This window comes from Acinetobacter sp. TUM15071 (genome assembly GCF_008980925.1).
Lineage (GTDB): Bacteria > Pseudomonadota > Gammaproteobacteria > Pseudomonadales > Moraxellaceae > Acinetobacter > Acinetobacter dispersus.
This window is the reverse complement of record NZ_BKGB01000007.1, coordinates 82,974-101,487: the sequence shown is the minus strand read 5'-3', so window position 1 is coordinate 101,487 and position 18,514 is coordinate 82,974. Positions and strand designations below refer to the sequence as shown.

At 39.8% G+C, this 18,514-nt stretch carries 19 protein-coding genes; 10 read left to right on the top strand and 9 right to left on the bottom strand.

Translation table 11 applies throughout. The features are described 5' to 3' along the window. Position 1 precedes the first annotated feature (1 nt). A complete protein-coding gene (locus GBI66_RS08620) occupies positions 2–856 on the top strand; it encodes a YbgF trimerization domain-containing protein (protein ID WP_005189606.1) in 855 nt (284 codons plus the stop codon). Positions 857–918: 62 nt separating this feature from the next. On the opposite strand, the gene GBI66_RS08615 is transcribed toward GBI66_RS08620, so the two are convergent. From GBI66_RS08615 to GBI66_RS08605, 3 genes are all read right to left on the bottom strand, one after another. Further along, on the bottom strand, positions 919–2,790 hold the full coding sequence (locus GBI66_RS08615; RefSeq protein ID WP_151715790.1) for a SurA N-terminal domain-containing protein: 1,872 nt from the start codon (positions 2,788–2,790) through the stop codon (positions 919–921). 139 nt (positions 2,791–2,929) lie between these two features. Further along, on the bottom strand, positions 2,930–3,202 hold the full coding sequence (locus GBI66_RS08610; RefSeq protein WP_004639426.1) for an HU family DNA-binding protein: 273 nt from the start codon (positions 3,200–3,202) through the stop codon (positions 2,930–2,932). Positions 3,203–3,370: 168 nt separating this feature from the next. Then, on the bottom strand, positions 3,371–3,826 hold the full coding sequence (locus GBI66_RS08605) for a phasin family protein (protein ID WP_005152136.1): 456 nt from the start codon (positions 3,824–3,826) through the stop codon (positions 3,371–3,373). A gap of 209 nt (positions 3,827–4,035) precedes the next feature. Here GBI66_RS08605 and GBI66_RS08600 point away from each other — a divergent pair, with 209 nt between their 5' ends. The 8 genes from GBI66_RS08600 (at position 4,036) to fdx (ending at position 10,156) form a co-directional block, all read left to right on the top strand. Continuing rightward, complete coding sequence (locus tag GBI66_RS08600) at positions 4,036–4,683, top strand: hypothetical protein (protein ID WP_005189610.1); 648 nt, start codon at positions 4,036–4,038, stop codon at positions 4,681–4,683. A gap of 107 nt (positions 4,684–4,790) precedes the next feature. Further along, positions 4,791–5,264: an Rrf2 family transcriptional regulator gene (locus GBI66_RS08595; RefSeq protein ID WP_004807972.1), complete on the top strand. Its 474-nt coding sequence runs from the start codon at positions 4,791–4,793 to the stop codon at positions 5,262–5,264. Position 5,265: 1 nt separating this feature from the next. Further along, the gene (locus GBI66_RS08590; protein WP_005211739.1) at positions 5,266–6,483 is read left to right on the top strand and encodes an IscS subfamily cysteine desulfurase; all 1,218 of its coding nucleotides are present in this window, start codon (positions 5,266–5,268) and stop codon (positions 6,481–6,483) included. Between the two features lie 79 nt (positions 6,484–6,562). Continuing rightward, positions 6,563–6,949 carry a Fe-S cluster assembly scaffold IscU gene (gene iscU / locus GBI66_RS08585; protein WP_004652980.1) on the top strand — a complete coding sequence of 129 codons (387 nt, stop codon included), beginning with the start codon at positions 6,563–6,565 and terminating at the stop codon, positions 6,947–6,949. A gap of 29 nt (positions 6,950–6,978) precedes the next feature. Then, complete coding sequence (gene iscA / locus GBI66_RS08580; protein WP_004807977.1) at positions 6,979–7,299, top strand: iron-sulfur cluster assembly protein IscA; 321 nt, start codon at positions 6,979–6,981, stop codon at positions 7,297–7,299. Between the two features lie 84 nt (positions 7,300–7,383). Next, positions 7,384–7,902: a Fe-S protein assembly co-chaperone HscB gene (hscB, locus tag GBI66_RS08575; protein WP_151715789.1), complete on the top strand. Its 519-nt coding sequence runs from the start codon at positions 7,384–7,386 to the stop codon at positions 7,900–7,902. A gap of 38 nt (positions 7,903–7,940) precedes the next feature. Next, a complete protein-coding gene (hscA, locus tag GBI66_RS08570) occupies positions 7,941–9,800 on the top strand; it encodes a Fe-S protein assembly chaperone HscA (protein ID WP_004807981.1) in 1,860 nt (619 codons plus the stop codon). A gap of 17 nt (positions 9,801–9,817) precedes the next feature. Beyond that, the gene (fdx, locus tag GBI66_RS08565) at positions 9,818–10,156 is read left to right on the top strand and encodes an ISC system 2Fe-2S type ferredoxin (RefSeq protein ID WP_004652975.1); all 339 of its coding nucleotides are present in this window, start codon (positions 9,818–9,820) and stop codon (positions 10,154–10,156) included. 57 nt (positions 10,157–10,213) lie between these two features. On the opposite strand, the gene GBI66_RS08560 is transcribed toward fdx, so the two are convergent. Beyond that, positions 10,214–11,095 (bottom strand): NAD(P)/FAD-dependent oxidoreductase, encoded by an 882-nt coding sequence (locus GBI66_RS08560; protein WP_151715788.1) that lies wholly within the window; start codon positions 11,093–11,095, stop codon positions 10,214–10,216. Positions 11,096–11,204: 109 nt separating this feature from the next. Between GBI66_RS08560 and GBI66_RS08555 the strand changes: the two genes are divergently transcribed. Further along, positions 11,205–11,639 carry an Rrf2 family transcriptional regulator gene (locus GBI66_RS08555; protein ID WP_005316373.1) on the top strand — a complete coding sequence of 145 codons (435 nt, stop codon included), beginning with the start codon at positions 11,205–11,207 and terminating at the stop codon, positions 11,637–11,639. Positions 11,640–11,671: 32 nt separating this feature from the next. Here GBI66_RS08555 and GBI66_RS08550 read toward each other — a convergent pair whose 3' ends face one another. From GBI66_RS08550 to aceI, 5 genes are all read right to left on the bottom strand, one after another. Next, positions 11,672–13,108: an adenylate/guanylate cyclase domain-containing protein gene (locus GBI66_RS08550; protein ID WP_005152124.1), complete on the bottom strand. Its 1,437-nt coding sequence runs from the start codon at positions 13,106–13,108 to the stop codon at positions 11,672–11,674. 50 nt (positions 13,109–13,158) lie between these two features. Beyond that, positions 13,159–13,593, bottom strand: coding sequence for an HIT domain-containing protein (locus GBI66_RS08545; RefSeq protein ID WP_032857985.1), 435 nt, complete (start codon positions 13,591–13,593; stop codon positions 13,159–13,161). Between the two features lie 194 nt (positions 13,594–13,787). Further along, positions 13,788–17,249, bottom strand: coding sequence for a transcription-repair coupling factor (gene mfd, locus GBI66_RS08540; protein WP_151715787.1), 3,462 nt, complete (start codon positions 17,247–17,249; stop codon positions 13,788–13,790). A 167-nt stretch (positions 17,250–17,416) separates the two neighbouring features. Next, complete coding sequence (locus GBI66_RS08535; protein WP_005189629.1) at positions 17,417–17,812, bottom strand: tautomerase family protein; 396 nt, start codon at positions 17,810–17,812, stop codon at positions 17,417–17,419. 194 nt (positions 17,813–18,006) lie between these two features. Further along, complete coding sequence (gene aceI, locus GBI66_RS08530; protein ID WP_005189632.1) at positions 18,007–18,435, bottom strand: chlorhexidine efflux PACE transporter AceI; 429 nt, start codon at positions 18,433–18,435, stop codon at positions 18,007–18,009. Positions 18,436–18,514 lie beyond the last annotated feature (79 nt).

The following is an 18,514-nucleotide window of genomic DNA, read 5'->3' as shown; positions in this document are numbered from 1 at the left end:
TATGCTAAAAAAGCATTCCGTACTTTTTATTGCCCTGCTCAGCAGTGCACATTTATATGCCAATGTTCCTATTGAATCACGCTCTTTAAGCCAACAGCAAGCCAATAATGTTGTTGCAGGTTCCCCAAGCTTGAACTGGGAAATCATGCAAAAGAACCAAAAACTTGAAGAAGAAATTCGTAAGTTACGTGGTCAACTTGAAGAACATGACAATGCGATCGAGCAATTAAAGAAAGAACTCACCAATCGCTATACCGATCTTGATCAGCGCTTAGAGTTACTTTCACAAAAAATTGATCCACCAGAAGAAAACGCTGAAGCTCAAGATGGAACAGCTGCAACTGGAACAGCCAGTACTGACACAGCAGCTCCTGTAATTGCTCCTACAGCGCCAGCACAACAACAAACAGCACCAGCTAAAGCACAGCCCGCTGCGGATCGACCATCAGCCAATACAGCAACAACCAGCAACACCACCAATCAAATCGAGTTAGAAAAAGCAGCCTACACCGTTGCACTCGATGCCTACAAACAAGGCGGTGCAAAAAAAGCCATTCAACCAATGCAAAACTTCATTAAAAACCATCCGAATGGTATTTATGTCGGGAATGCATACTTCTGGCTTGCTGAATTTTACCTAGCAGTTGAACCTGTAGACTATAAAGCAGCAAAGCAGAACTATAATATTGTGGCGACTCGCTACCCAAACTCAGCCAAAGCGTCTCGTGCAGTTTATCAGTTATATAGCATTGCCAATGAAGTCGATAAAAATACTGCTTTAGCAAATCAATATAAAACTAAGCTACTCAGCCAATACCCACAATCTGAAGAAGCTAAATTTATTCAGAAAAAATAGTTTACAGCCTCCAATAAAAAAGCCAGTTTAAACAAACTGGCTTTTTTATGCTTAGAACAAACTTATTTGATCTTTGCTTGTGATTTTAAGTATTCAGTATAGTCTTCCAAGACCTGCTGACCACGGAACTGTTGATAAAGCTTATTCAACTCTTGTAACTGTTCTGCTGGTAAAGTACTTGCTACACTGCTATTCACATTTGAAACAGCTACGATCACTAATTCGTTTGGTAATTTAGCAGTCGTCGCAGACCATAAACCATCTTTGCTTGGTGCAGGGATACTGAATGCGGCACGTTCAATTGGACGTTTTAAACCTTGTGAACGAGCGAAAGTGCCTGCATTTTCAAAAGTAACTTGTGATTTTGCAACGACCTGTGCAGCTGGTAGTGTTTTAAAATCAGCAAGGATTGTTGCAATTTTCGCTTGTGCTGCTTTATAAGCCTTCGCTTCAATCACTTTTGCTTTAACTTCAGCTGTTGCTTGCTCTAAAGGTTTTACACCCGCAGCATGATAATTACGGACCTTAATCCAAACTGTATCACCATTGGCCAATTGGATGTTTGAAGAAGCATTACGATCACCGTTCTTCACGTCATCATTAAATAATTTTGCCTTAACACTCAAATCACTTAAATATGGATTATCCGTTGTTAAAGTCACATCATTTGCAGATTCAATACGTGCGCCCTTCACTTCTTGTGCAACTACATCTAACGAATCACTACCAACAACCATCTCATTCAGGTTATTGACCGTGTCACTGAATAAATTCGCTGCTTTAGATTTTTCTACCTCAGCGGTTAAACGCGCTTTTTCCGATTCAAATGATGGCAGCTTCACCATTGGTGATTCAGCTTCGATAATGTGATAACCGTATTGCGTTTTAACAGGTTTTGAAATCTCACCATTTTTTAATGCATTCACTGCATTATCAAAATCGGCAGAGAATGCACCTGGTGCATAAGCGTCAACCAAACCGCCTTGAGTCTTCGAAGTTGGATCGTCCGAGAACTGAGCAGCAGCATCTGCAAATGTCATACCTGCCTGAATTTTTGCATAAACATCATTGGCAAGTTTCTGAGCAGCAGCGTCATCACGTGCATCCGTGGTAATTAAAATATGCTTAACTTGACGCTTAATTGCTTTTTTCTGTTCATCAACAAAAGCAGTATAAGCCTGCTGCAAATCCGCTTCAGTCACTACTAGATTCGTTTTAGGCAACAATGCTGGCGTTAAAACCACATAATCAACATCGACACTGGCAACTTGCTTAAATTCATTCTTATGCTTGTTGTAGTAATCGGTAATTTCTTGATTTGATGCAGTTACGCCTTTTTTGTAGTCATCTAACTTGATACTTGCCAAGTGCAAAGTACGTTGTTCAGTTTGCAAATTAGCTAACTGTTGCACATCTGACTTACTCACCAATGCATAATCCATCAATGATGTTGAAATCATTTTAAGTGCATGGTCTTGGCGTAAGCTGGCAATCAATGCCTGATTGGTCATCCCAACAGAACGCAAATAGTTTTCATATAATTTTTGAGAGAATTGACCATTTTCTTGAAAGCTTGGTTGTTGAGCTAACATTTGCTCAAGTTGCACATCGCTTAAAGTCAAACCCAATTTCTCAGCTTGCTGTTGCAACAAACTACGCGCAACAAGTGCATCTAGTGCTTTTTCCTGAATAACAGGCAAGTTTAAAAGAGATTCATCACCTTTCACCAATGATAAATATTGATCTTTATAATTCTTGGTTGCACTTTCTAATTCTTTATTAGAAATATCTTGACCGTTTACTGATTTCGCAACGTCTGCTTTATTGCTACCACTAAAATACCCTTCTATACCGACAAGTGCTAAAGGAGTCAAAAACAAAACTAACAGGACTTTGCCAAGCCAACCCTTAATGAGAGTACGAAACGATTCCATAAGAATTCCAATATTTTATTTCGGGGCAATTTTAACTGAAAAACAAAGACGAATGAATGGAGAATAAAGATCAAATTAACTTTTTCATTCAATAAATAAAAAACGCACCCTAAATGGTGCGTTTATTGATTTAAAAAGATTACGCAACCGAATCTTTTAAACCCTTACCAGCTTTGAAGCTAGGTACTTTGCTTGCTTTGATTTGCAGTTCTTCACCAGTTTTAGGGTTACGACCTGTACGAGCAGCTCGTTCTTTAACGCTGAAAGTACCGAAACCAACTAAAGTAACCGTGTCACCTTTTTTAAGTGCTTCAGTGATTGACGCGATTGTCGCATCGAGTGCCTTACCAGCATCCGATTTAGACACTCCCCCTTTTTCAGCAATCGCATCAATTAATTCTGATTTATTCATGATAAAAAATATCCTCTTAATATCGTTTGTTAAGATCCAAGGCTATAGTTTAAAAGGCCATGACGCCTTTATAGCAATGCTTTGGGGGAGAACGCAATACTAGAAAGACCTTTTAATTAAAATAAATACTGAAATACGACATAAACAGACGAGTTACCTGCATTTTTTTTACTTTTTATTCAATTTGGCCTTCAATTGATTATTTTCTTCGATTAAAGCATCCACCTTAATATGCAGTTGTACAAGCAGCTGTTCGATATGTTGAAGATCCTTTGGCGTGACTAAGCCGATACGATTCAATGAATGATTCACACCCGTATCTAAAATCTTCTCTACTTTATCTTTGGTATCTGTAACAGACTCTTTGGCTTTCTCTGTCACCTTACCAACCGTATTGTCAGCAAAATCGACAGTTTTAGATTCTAGTTCTTCTCCAACCTTGACCAGAGAGTCAAACAATTTATTCCCTTCTTCTTCTGCGCGTGAAAAAGCACCTAAACCTGCAAGCCAAATTTGTTGTGTATATTTTTTGAAATCCAGCGCAGATTTCTTAGAACTCTTTGATTTTTGCTTAGTTTTTACCTCAGCTTCTTCGTTAGGATTTTCTATATTTGAGTTATCCATTGACCATTGCTCCTAAGCACTTTACAAACAGTATGTCGTATTTAACCATAAAAATGTTTTTATAATATCAAAGTTAAGACTTGATCGTTTTAAAAAACTGTTCTACAAAGCAATAAAGTCATGTAAATTATTTTTAACAATTGAGTAAGGATGCTCAAGTTTACAGACGATATTGTTTCACAACGTTACTGGTAAGGAAAAAGAGATCTATGAGTGATACGCAACAAAGACATAAACATCCCCATTTGTTGCTAAACATTGTCATCATTGTTTTAGAAACTTTTTTCTCCTTCATCCTTACACATGATGCGGCTTTACGCCTGCAAGCTCAAAAACTAATCAATCGAAACATTACGATTCGAATCAATAGTTACATCCCTTTTTTCGACTTTTACATTCAATTTACCGAAAAGGGTTTGTTGTTTGATATGAAAGCACTCGATCGAACGATTGATTTAGAGATTAATAGCACACTCATCGATCTGATTAAGATTTTTGTGTTTAACAATCAGCGTAGCATTGCCAATATGCGCATTTTGGGTGACGCTGCACTTGGTGAAGAATTCCTAGACTTACTGCCTCACCTCACACTCACCAGTATTTTCACAAACTGGAAACAATGGTTTAGCCTGTTTAACGATGAGGCTGAAGCAGCTGCATCTCAGCAACGTATTGCCCCACTACTGGATAAAATCGACCAACAACGCACTGAAATTAATACTTTGCTGGTGGAAGTGAAGCAATATCAGAACCGTATTCATCGCCTACAAAAGCGTCAACGCTTGATCAATATTGGCTTCGCAGTATTCAGCTTTATTTTCATCGCCTTTTTTGTTTATAATACGTGGATACAATAATTCCAATATATTTCACTTTTCACGCTGATATTGGCAATTTAAAACTTGACTATTTTAGTCGGAATTCATAAAATTTAGACATCTAGTCTAACCATGTGTACCGAATCATGCGTCTTACAACTCGCGGTCGTTACGCAGTGACTGCTCTACTTGATTTAGCTTTGCAGCCAACTGAACAAACGATCACGCTTGCGGAAATAGCAGCACGCCAATCCATTTCAGTCGCTTATTTAGAACAGTTATTCGCAAAACTTAAACGTCATGGGTTAGTTTCAAGCGTTCGTGGTGCAAATGGTGGCTATCACCTTGCGCGCACTGCAAGTGAAATCACCGTGCTAGAAATTATCGAAGCTGTAAATGAAACTGTTGATGCAACCCGTTGTGACCACAAAGGCAACTGCCAAAATGGTGCAATGTGTTTAACGCACGACTTATGGCAAGAACTCTCCCACCATATTGCCGATTATCTCGCAAAAATCACGCTTGCTGATTTAATTGCGCGTGACAACGTTCAAACTGTTGCTCTACGCCAAAATTCACCAAGCTTAGATTCAGCCCTTCTATCGGTTACAGGTATTTGACATGAAACGTCCAATTTATCTTGATTACGCAGCAACCACTCCTGTACTGCCTGAAGTTGCAGAACGTATGGTGGAATGTTTAACGTTCGAAGGGACTTTTGGTAACCCTGCGTCACGTTCACATGCTTATGGTTGGCAAGCCGAAGAAAAAGCTGAGTATGCGCGTGAGCAAGTTGCAAATTTAATTAAAGCAGATCCACGTGAAATCGTTTGGACTTCAGGTGCAACTGAATCTGACAACCTTGCATTAAAAGGGATTGCTCAGTTCTATGGCTCAAAAGGCAAACACATTATTACAAGTAAAATCGAACACAAAGCAGTGTTAGATCCTTGCCGTGAGCTTGAAGAACAAGGTTTCGAAATTACATATTTAGAGCCAGAACCACGTACAGGTTTAATTACACCTGAAATGGTTCAAGCAGCTTTACGTCCAGATACCATTCTTGTATCCCTAATGATGGTGAACAATGAAATCGGTACCGTAACAGACGTTGCTGCAATTGGTGAATTAACACGTGCCAACAAAACATTCTTCCATGTCGATGCCGCTCAAGCAGCGGGTAAAGTTGAAATTGATCTTTCAACGATGAAAGTCGATTTAATGAGTTTTTCTGGCCACAAAATTTATGGTCCTAAAGGTATTGGCGCACTTTTCGTTCGCCGTAGCCCACGTGTTCGCTTAAAAGCACAAATGCACGGTGGCGGTCATGAGCGTGGTATGCGTTCTGGTACTTTAGCGACACACCAAATTGTTGGTATGGGTGAAGCTTTTGAAATTGCTGGCAAAACTATGCAAGCAGAGCAAGAGCGTATCCGTAAATTACGCGACAAGCTTTGGAATGGTTTACAAGACCTTGAACAAGTGTTCTTGAATGGCCACCCAACTCAAAACGTTGCAAACTATCTAAATGTCAGCTTCAACTTTGTTGAAGGTGAATCACTGATGATGGCACTGAAAGATGTTGCTGTTTCAAGCGGTTCAGCATGTACATCTGCAACTTTAGAGCCTTCATACGTTTTACGTGCTTTAGGTTTATCTGATGAGTTAGCGCACAGTTCAATCCGTTTCAGTTTTGGTAAATACACAACCGAAGCAGATATTGATCACGTGTTAACAATTACCAAAGCTGCAGTTGAGAAATTGCGTGAACTTTCTCCGCTTTGGGATATGTACAAAGAAGGTATCGACCTTTCAACAGTTGAATGGGCTGAACACTAATTCATTGAACCCTCAATTGAAAAACGTGTTTTTACCCTCATATTAATATTAGGCTGACCCCGAGGTTTGGAGAAGCAACATGGCTTATAGCGAAAAAGTAATTGATCATTACGAAAACCCTCGTAATGTTGGCGTTTTAGACAAAAATGCAGAAAACGTAGGTACAGGTATGGTCGGTGCACCAGCGTGTGGCGACGTAATGCGTTTACAAATTCAAGTCGATGACAATGGCGTAATTGAAGAAGCTCGCTTCAAAACTTATGGCTGTGGTTCTGCAATTGCATCAAGCTCTCTTGTAACCGAGTGGTTAAAAGGTAAAACGCTTGATGAAGCTCAATCAATCAAAAACATTGATATCGCGACTGAGCTTGCACTTCCACCAGTAAAAGTACACTGCTCTGTATTGGCTGAAGATGCAATTAAAGCTGCGATTGAAGACTATCGTGGCAAGAAAGCGAAAGCTTAATTGATGAACGAAATAACATTGGAGTTTTCATGATCCATTTAACTGAAAATGCTGCGAGTCACATCAGCAATTACCTGCAAAACCGCGGTAAGGGCGAAGGCATTCGTATTGGCGTGAAAACTTCGGGTTGTTCTGGGTTGGCTTATGTACTTGAGTTTGTCGATGATGTCGATACGCATGATCAAGTATTTGAACAACTTGGCGTTAAAGTTTTTGTTGACCCGAAAAGCTTAGTTTATCTCAATGGTTTAGAGATGGACTATGTCAAAAATGGTCTGAACGAAGGCTTTGAGTTTAACAACCCAAATCAAAAAGGTGAATGTGGTTGCGGTGAATCATTTACTGTTTAACTGGCAACACCCCTCTTTCTTTTCGTCAAAACAGTGTGTTCCGCACTGTTTTAACGTATTTATCAATAGCGGAATTCATCTCCCATGAATCATTTTGAGTTGTTCCAATTACCCGAAGCACTCGATATAGATTTAGCAGCTTTAAAAAAACAGTTTTTAAATTTGCAACAGCAATATCACCCAGATAAAGCCACCGACAAAGATCAGGCATTGATCAAGTCGAGCGAAATCAATCAAGCATTTAAAGTACTTTCACAAGTTGATAGTCGTGCTGCGTATCTGCTTGCCTTAAAAAAACAAGATCATCATCTGGATCAATCCATTAGTGATTTTGAATTTTTGCAATCTGCACTCGAAATGCGTGAACAATTAGATGAAGCAACATCTACAGAGCAATTAAATACACTAAAAGTTGAAATTCAACAGTGGATCGATGGTCTAGTTCGCGAATTTAAAATTGATTTTGCTGACGAAGACTGGGCAGAAGCACGTGATACTGTTCGTAAATTACGTTTTTTCCAACGTGTTATGAATGATATTGATAAAGCTGAAGATCGCATGTTGGACGAAGAAGAAAGCTTCGACCTCGATGATGATTTTTAATCCGCTGTTACCGATTATTTTCAAGGGATACCGCACGCATGGCGCTTTTGCAAATTGCTGAACCTGGTCAAGCTACTGCCCCGCATCAACATCGTATTGCGATCGGCATTGACTTAGGGACAACCCACTCTTTAGTGGCGACAGTGCTATCGGGAAAACCGAAAGTTCTACAAGATGACAAAGACCGAGTATTACTGCCGTCTATTGTTCACTATGCAAAGGATGCAACCACGTTTGGCTATGAAGCTAAACCTTTTATGCTGACTGATCCTAAAAATACAGTTGTTTCAGTAAAACGCTTTATGGGTCGCTCACAAGCAGATATCAAATTCCAGCATCCCTACACACTCGTAGGTGCAGAAAATGAAATGCCGGCATTTGAAACCGCTGCTGGTCGTAAAACACCAGTCGAAATTTCTGCTGAAATTTTAAAACAGTTAAAAGATCGTGCTGAAGCAAGCCTGAGTAATCCGGTAAATGGTGCGGTGATTACCGTTCCTGCTTATTTTGATGAAGCACAACGTCAAGCCACACGTGATGCTGCTCAACTCGCAGGCTTAAATGTTTTACGTTTATTAAATGAACCTACCGCTGCTGCTGTAGCTTATGGATTAGATCAAGACACCAATCTCAGTACTGACCGTAACTACGTCATTTACGATCTAGGTGGTGGTACTTTTGACGTATCGATTTTACGTTTTTCGCAAGGCGTATTTGAAGTTCTTGCAACAGGTGGACACACTGCCCTTGGTGGTGATGATCTTGATCGCTTAATCGTAAAATGGGCGAAAAAACAGCTCAATATCGATACTTTAAGTGATGAAGAATACGCTGTTTTCATCATGGCTGCACGTCAAGCCAAAGAACATTTAACAGACCATGATTCTGCTGAATTAAAACTATTGGATGATCGTCTGACTTTAGATCGTTCAACTTTTGAATCCATTATTCAAGTTGCACTCGATAAAACCATGAGCGTGTGCAAACGTGTATTACGTGATGCTAAGCTTGAACTCGATGACATTGAACATGTTGTTCTTGTTGGTGGCTCTACGCGCTCTTATGCAGTACAAAAAGCGGTACGTGAATTATTTCAACGTGAACCACTTTGCACCATCAACCCAGATGAAGTGGTTGCGATTGGCGCATCAATTACTGCCAACCAGCTCATTGGTAATAGCCAAGATGGCTCATTATTACTTGATGTGACTCCACTCTCTCTTGGCCTTGAAACCATGGGCGGTTTGGTTGAACGTCTGATTTCACGTAATACAGCGATTCCTGTTGCACGCCGTCAAGAATTTACCACTTATCAAGATGGCCAAACCGCGATGTTGATTCATGTGGTTCAAGGTGAACGTGATCTGGTTGAGCATTGCCGTTCATTGGGTCGCTTTGTATTACATGGCATCCCTCCAATGACTGCAGGTCAAGCACGCATTGAAGTGACTTTCCAAGTCGATGCCGATGGTTTATTGACAGTTTCAGCTAAAGAGACCACCTCTGGTGTTCAGGCGCAAATTGATATTAAACCATCTTACGGCCTATCTTCAGCAGATACTGAGCGCTTACTGGTTGAAGGTTTCCAATACGCAGAAGAAGATAAACATCTTCGTCACTTGCAAGAAACCAAAGTTGAAGCACAACGTGAGTTGGAGGCTTTAGAGCAAGCGTTAAAAGCAGATACTGATTTGCTCTCTCAGCAACAGGCTCGTGACTTAATTCTTGCTGCTGAAGCGTTAAAAGCCCGTCTTAAGACAGATGAGCTGGCAGCGATTGAACATGCCGTTCAACAACTTAAAATTCATAGCGATGCCTTTGCTGCGCTTCGTATGAACCGACATATTGACCATGCCTTAAAAGGTACGAAACTTGAAGATTGGTCAAACTCAAACTAAAGGTATAGGTGATCAATATGCCACGTATTAAAGTTCTTCCTCATGCACAAATTTGCCCTGAAGGTGCAGAATTTGAAGTCGAACATAACGCCAATTTATGCCAAAGTTTATTAAAAAATGGCATTAAAATTGAACATGCTTGTGACATGTCTGCAGCCTGCACCACTTGTCACGTGGTTGTGCGTAAAGGTTTTGACAGCCTTGAAGAAATGAATGATGTAGAAGCTGACTTACTTGACCGCGCATGGGGCTTAGAACCAGATTCTCGCCTGTCTTGCCAAGTAGAGATTGTTGATGAAGATTTAGAAATCGAGATTCCTAAATACACCATCAACCATGCTTCAGAAAATCACTAAGTCAGCTGGTTTTGTCAGGTAAAAAAAGCTAGAGTTAATCTCTAGCTTTTTTATTTGTTAAGCAAAAATTAGAGATCGATGTGCAGCAGCACCTGCCATAGTGCCATCACCCACTGCGAGCGGTACTGAGCTTCCCAAACGAGCAACATCACCACAAGCGAAAATACCTGCAACTGTAGTTTCCTTCATAGCATTGGTTTTTACTGCCTCACCCATCGCATTCTGTTCAATCTCACAACCCAACTTGAAAATCCAATCCTGAGCAATAGTACATTTTGTAGTTGCAAAAATACCATCCAGCTGAATAACAGAGCCATCGGTGAGTAAAACATCGCTATGTCCAACAATTTCTTGAATCAATCTTTTTTCTATATTGACACCTCGAGTAGCCAATTGGTCAAGTACCTCCTGATCAATCGGATACTCATTCAATAACAGCGTAGCATCACCCCAATCGGGCAACATCATCGCCATATGTGCAGTATGCTCAGAGCTAGCAATAATCCCAATCTTGCCTTGATTCAGCTCATAACCATGACAATAAGGACAATGAAAAATGCTTTTCCCCCAACGCCCAGCTAAACCCGGAATTTCAGGAAGCTGATCAATGATCCCAGCGGCAATGATCAATCGTTTTGCTATGATAAACCGAGTTGCATCAATACATACAGCAAAGCCATCATCAACTTTTTCAACACGCTTCACCTTACCATTTTCCCAATCTACAGTTTGGTAAGCTAAAAGCTGCTGCTTCGCTATCTCTACAATTTCACTGGCCTTGCTACCATCCTGCGTTAAAAAGCCATGTGAATGCTCCGCAAAGCGATTTCGTCTTTGCCCAGCATCAATCAACACTACTTTTCTGCGAGCTCTCGCCAATGGCATTGCTGCCGCCAAGCCTGCATAACTTCCACCAATAATTGCAACATCGTACTGCATAACTCCAACCCTATATGTAACTTTCAAAGTTACATTAATACTTTTTATTTTAATTTGCAACTTTTGATGTTACATTTAACTTAACTCCTTTTTTTTACTTATGGACTCAATGCGTACAGACAGCAAACTCTCGCGAATGCTTCATGTGTTACTGCACATGGCAAGACAAAATAAGATCTTTACCTCTGATGAAATCGCGCAGATGCTTTCCACCAATCCAGTCGTGGTCAGACGAACTATGTCAGGTCTAAAAAAGGCAGGTTTTGTCCACTCAGAGAAAGGCGCTGGTGGCGGTTGGCAGTTAACAGGTGATTTAGAAAAAATTACACTTTGGGATATTTATCAAGCTGTGGGTGAACCCACTATTTTCGCGATTGGCAATGAAAGAGAAAATCCAGAATGCTTGGTAGAGCGTGTCGTAAATGCAGCTTTAGATCATGCAATACAAGATGCGCAAAAAATACTGACACAACAGCTCAAGGGAACAACACTCGCCTCTTTAGCGCTTGAATTTGATCATTTATATGAGATTCATGCACACTAACGATGAACTTACAGCATATGTGCACGCTTTGATTATCTAACTTCATCATCCAAAGTCAGTTTTGGGATGCCCTGTGCATTAGTAATTTTTTGCTGGGTCTTGATCCGCTGAACCATATTTTCCAAGATTTCTACCAGTTCAGGATATTCATAGTTCTGCACTTCTTCCAGATTTAAGACCAAATGGAAGCCCTTATAATCGAAATCAAACCATTTTTGCGTATCTGATTTCTTACCTGTAAATTTCTCCATCACTTGCCAAGTTTTAACAGGACCTTGAATGCCTTTTAAATAGATTGGCACTTTAGGTACACATAAAAACTCATTCTTAATCAGTTGATGTGTGTCATCGGCAATCAGGATTTCATCAACTTCAGCTGCAGACTGCAAACGTGCCGCCAAATTTACATCACGACCAACAATGGTATAGGCCATACGATGAGAAGCACCATAGTTACCAACGTGACAATAACCTGTACTGATGCCCATACGGATATGTAAAGCGGGATAACCCATTTTCTTCCAGCGTTCACGTAATAATTTCATTTGTTGACGCATCGCAATCGCCATTTCTACGCAAGATTTTGCATCTTGTTCAACACCTTGCGAATTGGGATCACCAAAGAAAATAAGAATCGCATCACCCATAAACTTGTCGACTGTTGCTTCATACTGTTTTGCAATTTCAGTCATATGACTCAAATAATCATTCAACAGGAAAGCTAAATCGTCTGGGATTAAGGTTTCAGAAAGCTCGGTAAAACCTTGAATATCCGAGAAGAAAATGGTTAGTTTTTTACGCTTATATTCAATTTTTGCCTCTGCCTCACCACGCATGATTGACTGCCATAACTGCAATGGCGCATAACGGCTAAGCTGATTGGCAAATGCAATATAGCGCGTCATTTGATTATGATAATGTTGGCGTTGTTGACCCAGAATATTTAAACGACGGTGCTGATAATAGTTACCAATCACGATAAACATCATCAAACCAAGCAAACTAACGACTGTTAATTCCGGATTGGTTGGTTCGAAATATTCTTCCGCGCCAAAAATCACAAAAGTACTGAAATAGAAAACAATGACGCCAATCAAACCGATTAAACAAGAGACTGGCAGAGAAATTTTATTGTTCAATCCCACATAGAGCAATCCAAATAGAATCGTAAAAGTGGGAACTAAACTGAGATGCAATGCAGCGAGAACAAGTGCAATGATCACAGCCTCATTGCCGAAAAGAACATTTTTTTCTATTTTTTTATCAAATTTATATTGCAGCCATTTTTCTAAACGGGGACAAAGCAGAAAATAAATAAGTAATAAAGGAAGAAGGTAGAGTTGATAGCTAGCACTAGTTGAGGTAAATGTATAAATTACCAGAATTAGTGACAGAATCGAATATCCCATCAAACGATGAAAATAAGCAAACTGTCTAGGTTCTTTATCAATCAACCTATCTAGTGGCACTCTATCCTCCTTTTTTATTATAGAATACTGTATTTATTCTATTTTCTGGATCAGTCCATACGCCAATCAAATGGCATATCACCCTGTCCACGCAATGCCAGCATTAACGTTTGACGCATGTGCGCAAGTACTTCATTGCTATAAGGCACAGCTGGTGTTCCCCACACTGGCTTAGGCCATGCAACATCATTTTGATAACGTACTACATGATGAAAATGAAGCTGAGGAACTACGTTTCCTAAAGCTGCGACATTCATCTTGTCTGCGCGGAATACACGTGACAGTTGGCTTGATAACCAGCTTGATTCACGTAAAAACTGTTCTTGGTCTGCTTGGCTTAATTCATATAATTCTGTTACACCTGGCACACGTGGCACAAGGATTAGCCATGGAAATTGCATATCATTCATTAAACGACATGTTGAAAGCGGGAAATCGCCTACAAAAAATGTATCTTGAGCAAGTTGTGGATGCAAACTAAACATATCTTTATAATGATGCAAAATAATGATGATCAATACTATCACATCAGTTTTGATGTGAATATTATTAGTAACCCGTTTGATTACAAATAACAATGATTTTCCTCATTTATTGCATGAACATCTGATCAAAAACATCAAGATGTCATGCAAAAAACAGAACCTGCTCAATTAACCATCACTTTATAATGTTCAGACTATCGATCTAGCTCACTCAAAAGCTTATTCAACAGATCAACAATGAACTGTATTCGTTTGTCATATTCAGCTAATTGCACCATCACTTTTAGACGTTGCCCACCTTCCATTCGATAATAGGTTGGATTCTTCTGCATCAATTGAATAATACTCAACGCTTGTACAGGTGTATCTGGAGCAAATTCGATATAGCCACCATTACTGTTGATATCGATTTTGGTGATTCCAAGTTGCTCTGCACGCAAACGTAACTGATGCACACTAAATAATTGCTTCACAGGTTGTGGCGGAATACCAAAACGGTCGATCAACTCCATACGGATATTATCCAGTTTTTCTTGTGTATCGGTACCACTGATGCGTTTATAGAACAACAGACGTTGATGTACATCACCTAAATAGTCATCAGGAATCAAGGCTGGCATGTGCAAATTAATTTCGGCAGTCAATGACAAAGGTGCATCAAAGTTTGGTGTTTTACCTTTTTGAATCGCCTTGGTTGCTTTCTCTAACATCTCCATATACAGGCTATAACCAATCGCCTGCATTGAGCCACTTTGCTGTTCACCGAGTAATTCACCCGCGCCTCGAATCTCCAAATCTTCGGTTGCTAGCATGAAACCAGCCCCCAAAGTCGAAGCACGTTGAATAGCATCGAGACGTTTTTCGGCATCACCTTTGAGATGCTTAATCGACGGTACCAATAAATAGGCATAGGCTTGATGATGCGAACGTCCGACACGACCACGTAATTGGTGCAGTTGCGCTAGACCCAATTTATCAGCACGTTCGATGATGATGGTATTGGCATTTGGGACATCAATACCTGTTTCGATGATGGTTGAGCACACCAACACGTTATATTCTTTGTGATAGAACTGCTGCATCACTTGCTCAAGTTCACGTTCACGCATTTGCCCATGTGCCACAGCCACCCGTGCTTCAGGGACTAAATTACGAATTGTTTCAGCGGCACGTTCAATGGTATCCACCTCATTATGCAATAGGTAAACCTGACCACCACGTAACAACTCACGCAGAATCGCTTCCTTGACTGAATCATCAGTATGTTCTTGTACAAAGGTTTTAACGGCTAAACGACGTGCTGGTGGTGTTGCAATGATCGACAGATCACGCATACCAGAGAATGCCATATTTAAAGTACGTGGAATTGGCGTCGCAGTTAGAGTCAACATATCGACATCGGCACGTAAAGCCTTGATTCGTTCTTTATCACGAACACCAAAGCGATGTTCTTCATCGACAATCATCAAACCAAGATTCTTAAACTGGATATTTTCTTGCAGAATTTTATGCGTGCCGACCACGATGTCGACTTTTCCATCTGCAAGATCTTCAATGATTTTTAAATGGGTTTTATTACTGCCAAAACGTGATAATACCTCTATACGTACTGCTGTATCGGCAAAACGATCTTTAAATGATTCATAATGTTGTTGTGCCAAAAGCGTAGTTGGAACCAATACTGCAACTTGTTTATTATTTTGCACTGCCACATATGCGGCACGCATTGCCACTTCAGTTTTACCAAAACCAACATCACCACAAACCAAGCGATCCATTGGCTTAGCAAGTTGCATATCGTGCAGTGTTGCATCAATCGCATTGGCCTGATCCAGTGTTTCCTCATAAGCAAAACCACTGGCGAATTGCATATAGCCCGTATGATCCAGTTCAAAGGCAAAACCAGGTTTAGATTGGCGACGTGCTTGGATATGCAATAACTCTGCAGCAACGTCATGGATTTGCTCTAAAGCTTTACGTTTTGCTTTGCTCCATGTATCTGTACCCAATTTATGTAATGGCGCCAGATCTGGATCTCCACCACTATAGCGACTGATCAAATTCAGATTGGTTACAGGTACATAAACTTTAGCGCCGTCAGCATAATCGAGCTGCAAAAACTCATGATCTTGTTGATCAATTTCTAGAGTAATTAAGCCTGCGTAACGCCCAACACCATGATCGATATGCACCACAGGTGCGCCAATACTGAGTTCAGTTAAGCTACGAACCAAGAACTCTTCAGAAACTTCTTGCTGACGTTTCCGACGACGCTGCACCACACGGTGCTCATAGAGCTGATTTTCTGAAATGACCGAAAGTTGATTGGTGAGTAATAAACCACGATCTAAAGGTGCACTAGTGATCGCAATTTGTAGCTGATCTTTTTGAAATTGAGCAAAGCTCTCTACATTCTGGATGTCACCCAAAATTGAACGTAGCGCATCTTTCAGTGTTTCACGACGCCCCGCACTTTCAGCGACCAACAATACAGGATGCTTAACTTGGTCAATATAATGTTTAACTGCAGCAAAAGGCTGTTCTTTTTTAGGGTCAACCGCCAGTTTTGGTGGCTGTTCAGCCTTAATATTTAAGACACCCGCTTTATCGTCATAGGCTTCTGCAGAAGCTAAAATTCTAGGAAATTGATTCAATGCCTGTAACACATGATTTGGCATTAAAAATAATTCTTCTGGCGGCAGAATCGGTTGATCAATGTTATGACGACGATCTTCATAACGTCGTACAACTTCTTTCCAGAAGTTGATTAAATCGTTTTCAACTTCATTATTTGTAATGACAACGCAATTATTTGGTAAGTATGTCGTGAGCATACTTTGTGCTTCCATCACCTTCTTTTCAAAGAATAAAGGTAAATAGAACTCCAAGCCGGGTGTAGCAATCCCGTCTAACACATCTTGATAAATTGGATTTTTCTTTGGATTTGCAGTTGGAAAGCTTTCTGCATAACGATCTCTAAAGGTGGAACGCCCTTCTTTGAGTGGAAACTCTTTTGCAGGCAAAACCGTAAAGTTTTTTAATGATTCTGTGGTTCTTTGCGTCTCTGGATCGAAGAATTTTAAACTTTCAATTTCATCATCAAACAAATCAATTCGAATCGGTTGATCTTGCCCCGAGGCATAAATATCCATGATGCTACCGCGAACAGCAAACTCACCATGATCATAAACTGTATCTACCAAGCGATAACCCGCTTGTACCAATTGCTTTTTCTGTACTTCTAAATCAAGTTTTTGACCAACCTTAATATCAAAATGTTCACCCACCACCCATGAATATGGTGCAACGCGCTGCGCCAAGGTACTGGCAGAAACCAACAAAATACCCTTTTGAGGCATATTCGATAAGATTGCCAAACGCTCAGAGACGATATCTTGATGCGGAGACAAACGGTCATAGGGCAAGATTTCCCAATCAGGGAAAATTACAGGTTTGATTCCGTAGAATTCCAGTTCACTTTCCAACTGAGCAAGATGTTGGTTATTTCTTGCAACAATGACGTATAAATTGGAACTTTGAGTGGCAATTTCTTTGAATAATAGTGCCGCTGATGATCCAAGTAAGGAACCGATCCAGCGTTTGTCACCCGCTTTGAATTGTTGTAGGTTTAATTGAGAGATTTCTTGTTGAAACATAGAGAAAATCGTGCAATCTAAAAAGATAAGTTCCCTATTTTAGCATGATGTTTTTTAGATAAAGAAGAAATTCGCCTTTTGATTAATATCATTTAATTTTACTTAGGCTATTTTTCCATTCAAAGAAAAGAAAGCCCTGACAGAGCTTTCTTTTCAATAATCATATTTTATACGTCTATTTTAAACCCGACGTTGACATCACAGGCTGCCTGCCCACCACGAATACCAAAATTCTCTGAAGGCAGTTCTCTTAACATGATTTTAATATGATCTTTAGGGATGCCCATCGGCTCAAGGTTAGCCACAATCAATTTATAAAGCTGTCGTTTTGCATCTAAGGAACGCCCAAGAAAAGCGTCAATGCTAATTAATGTATAACACTCGGGTTTTTCTTTTTCAGGTGGACATTGGAATCGATGTGGCTCATGTACAATCAGTCGTACATTGCGATCACTGGGCATAATTTTAAACGCCCCTCTAAGTGCCGAATGAACCGCCTCCATAATCCCAAGTTCTACATCTATTGTATATTGTTGCCTGACTTCGATAAGCACACTCGGCATTTTTTATTCTCCTACACTCTAGCGCGATGAAATCTTTATCTTTTTACTATTTTTCTAAAATCTTCTCTTTCGATATTAAATAAACTTTATGCTTCTGACTTTATCAATACTGTAATCAAACCACCCTAATTTGATAAAAATAAAAAAAGCATTCTTCAGAAAATTCCGAAGAATGCTTTTCTATTAGCTAATATTTAAGATGCTAATTTTGCATTTGGAAAGAAACGGCCTTCCACAATGTCATAACACCATTGGAAGATGAATGTATAAATCAAAATACACATCGTCAAACCAAAATCTAGAATCAAGGCCTCAATAAAGCTCATGTTCATTAAATATGCGATAATTGGGATTGTCGCGAGCATCAAGCCGCCTTCAAATCCAATCGCATGCAGAATACGCACAGGAATCGTTCTTTCCCACTGATATTTATACTCAATTTTTTCAAAGTAATGGTTAAAGATCATATTCCAGAATACAGAAATAACAGCCATGATCGTACCGAGGATACCTGTTACTTCAAGTGGCATACTAAAAATAAAACTTAACGCAATTGCGATGATGACCAATAAAATCACTTCATAGCTAATTGCATGAACGAGTCTTCTTTTGGAAATCAACATTTCTATAACACTCTGTTGTTTGGATAGTCGCTATTTTATTTTTATAATATTGATCAATCCAATCAGGTTCTTTCAGTTT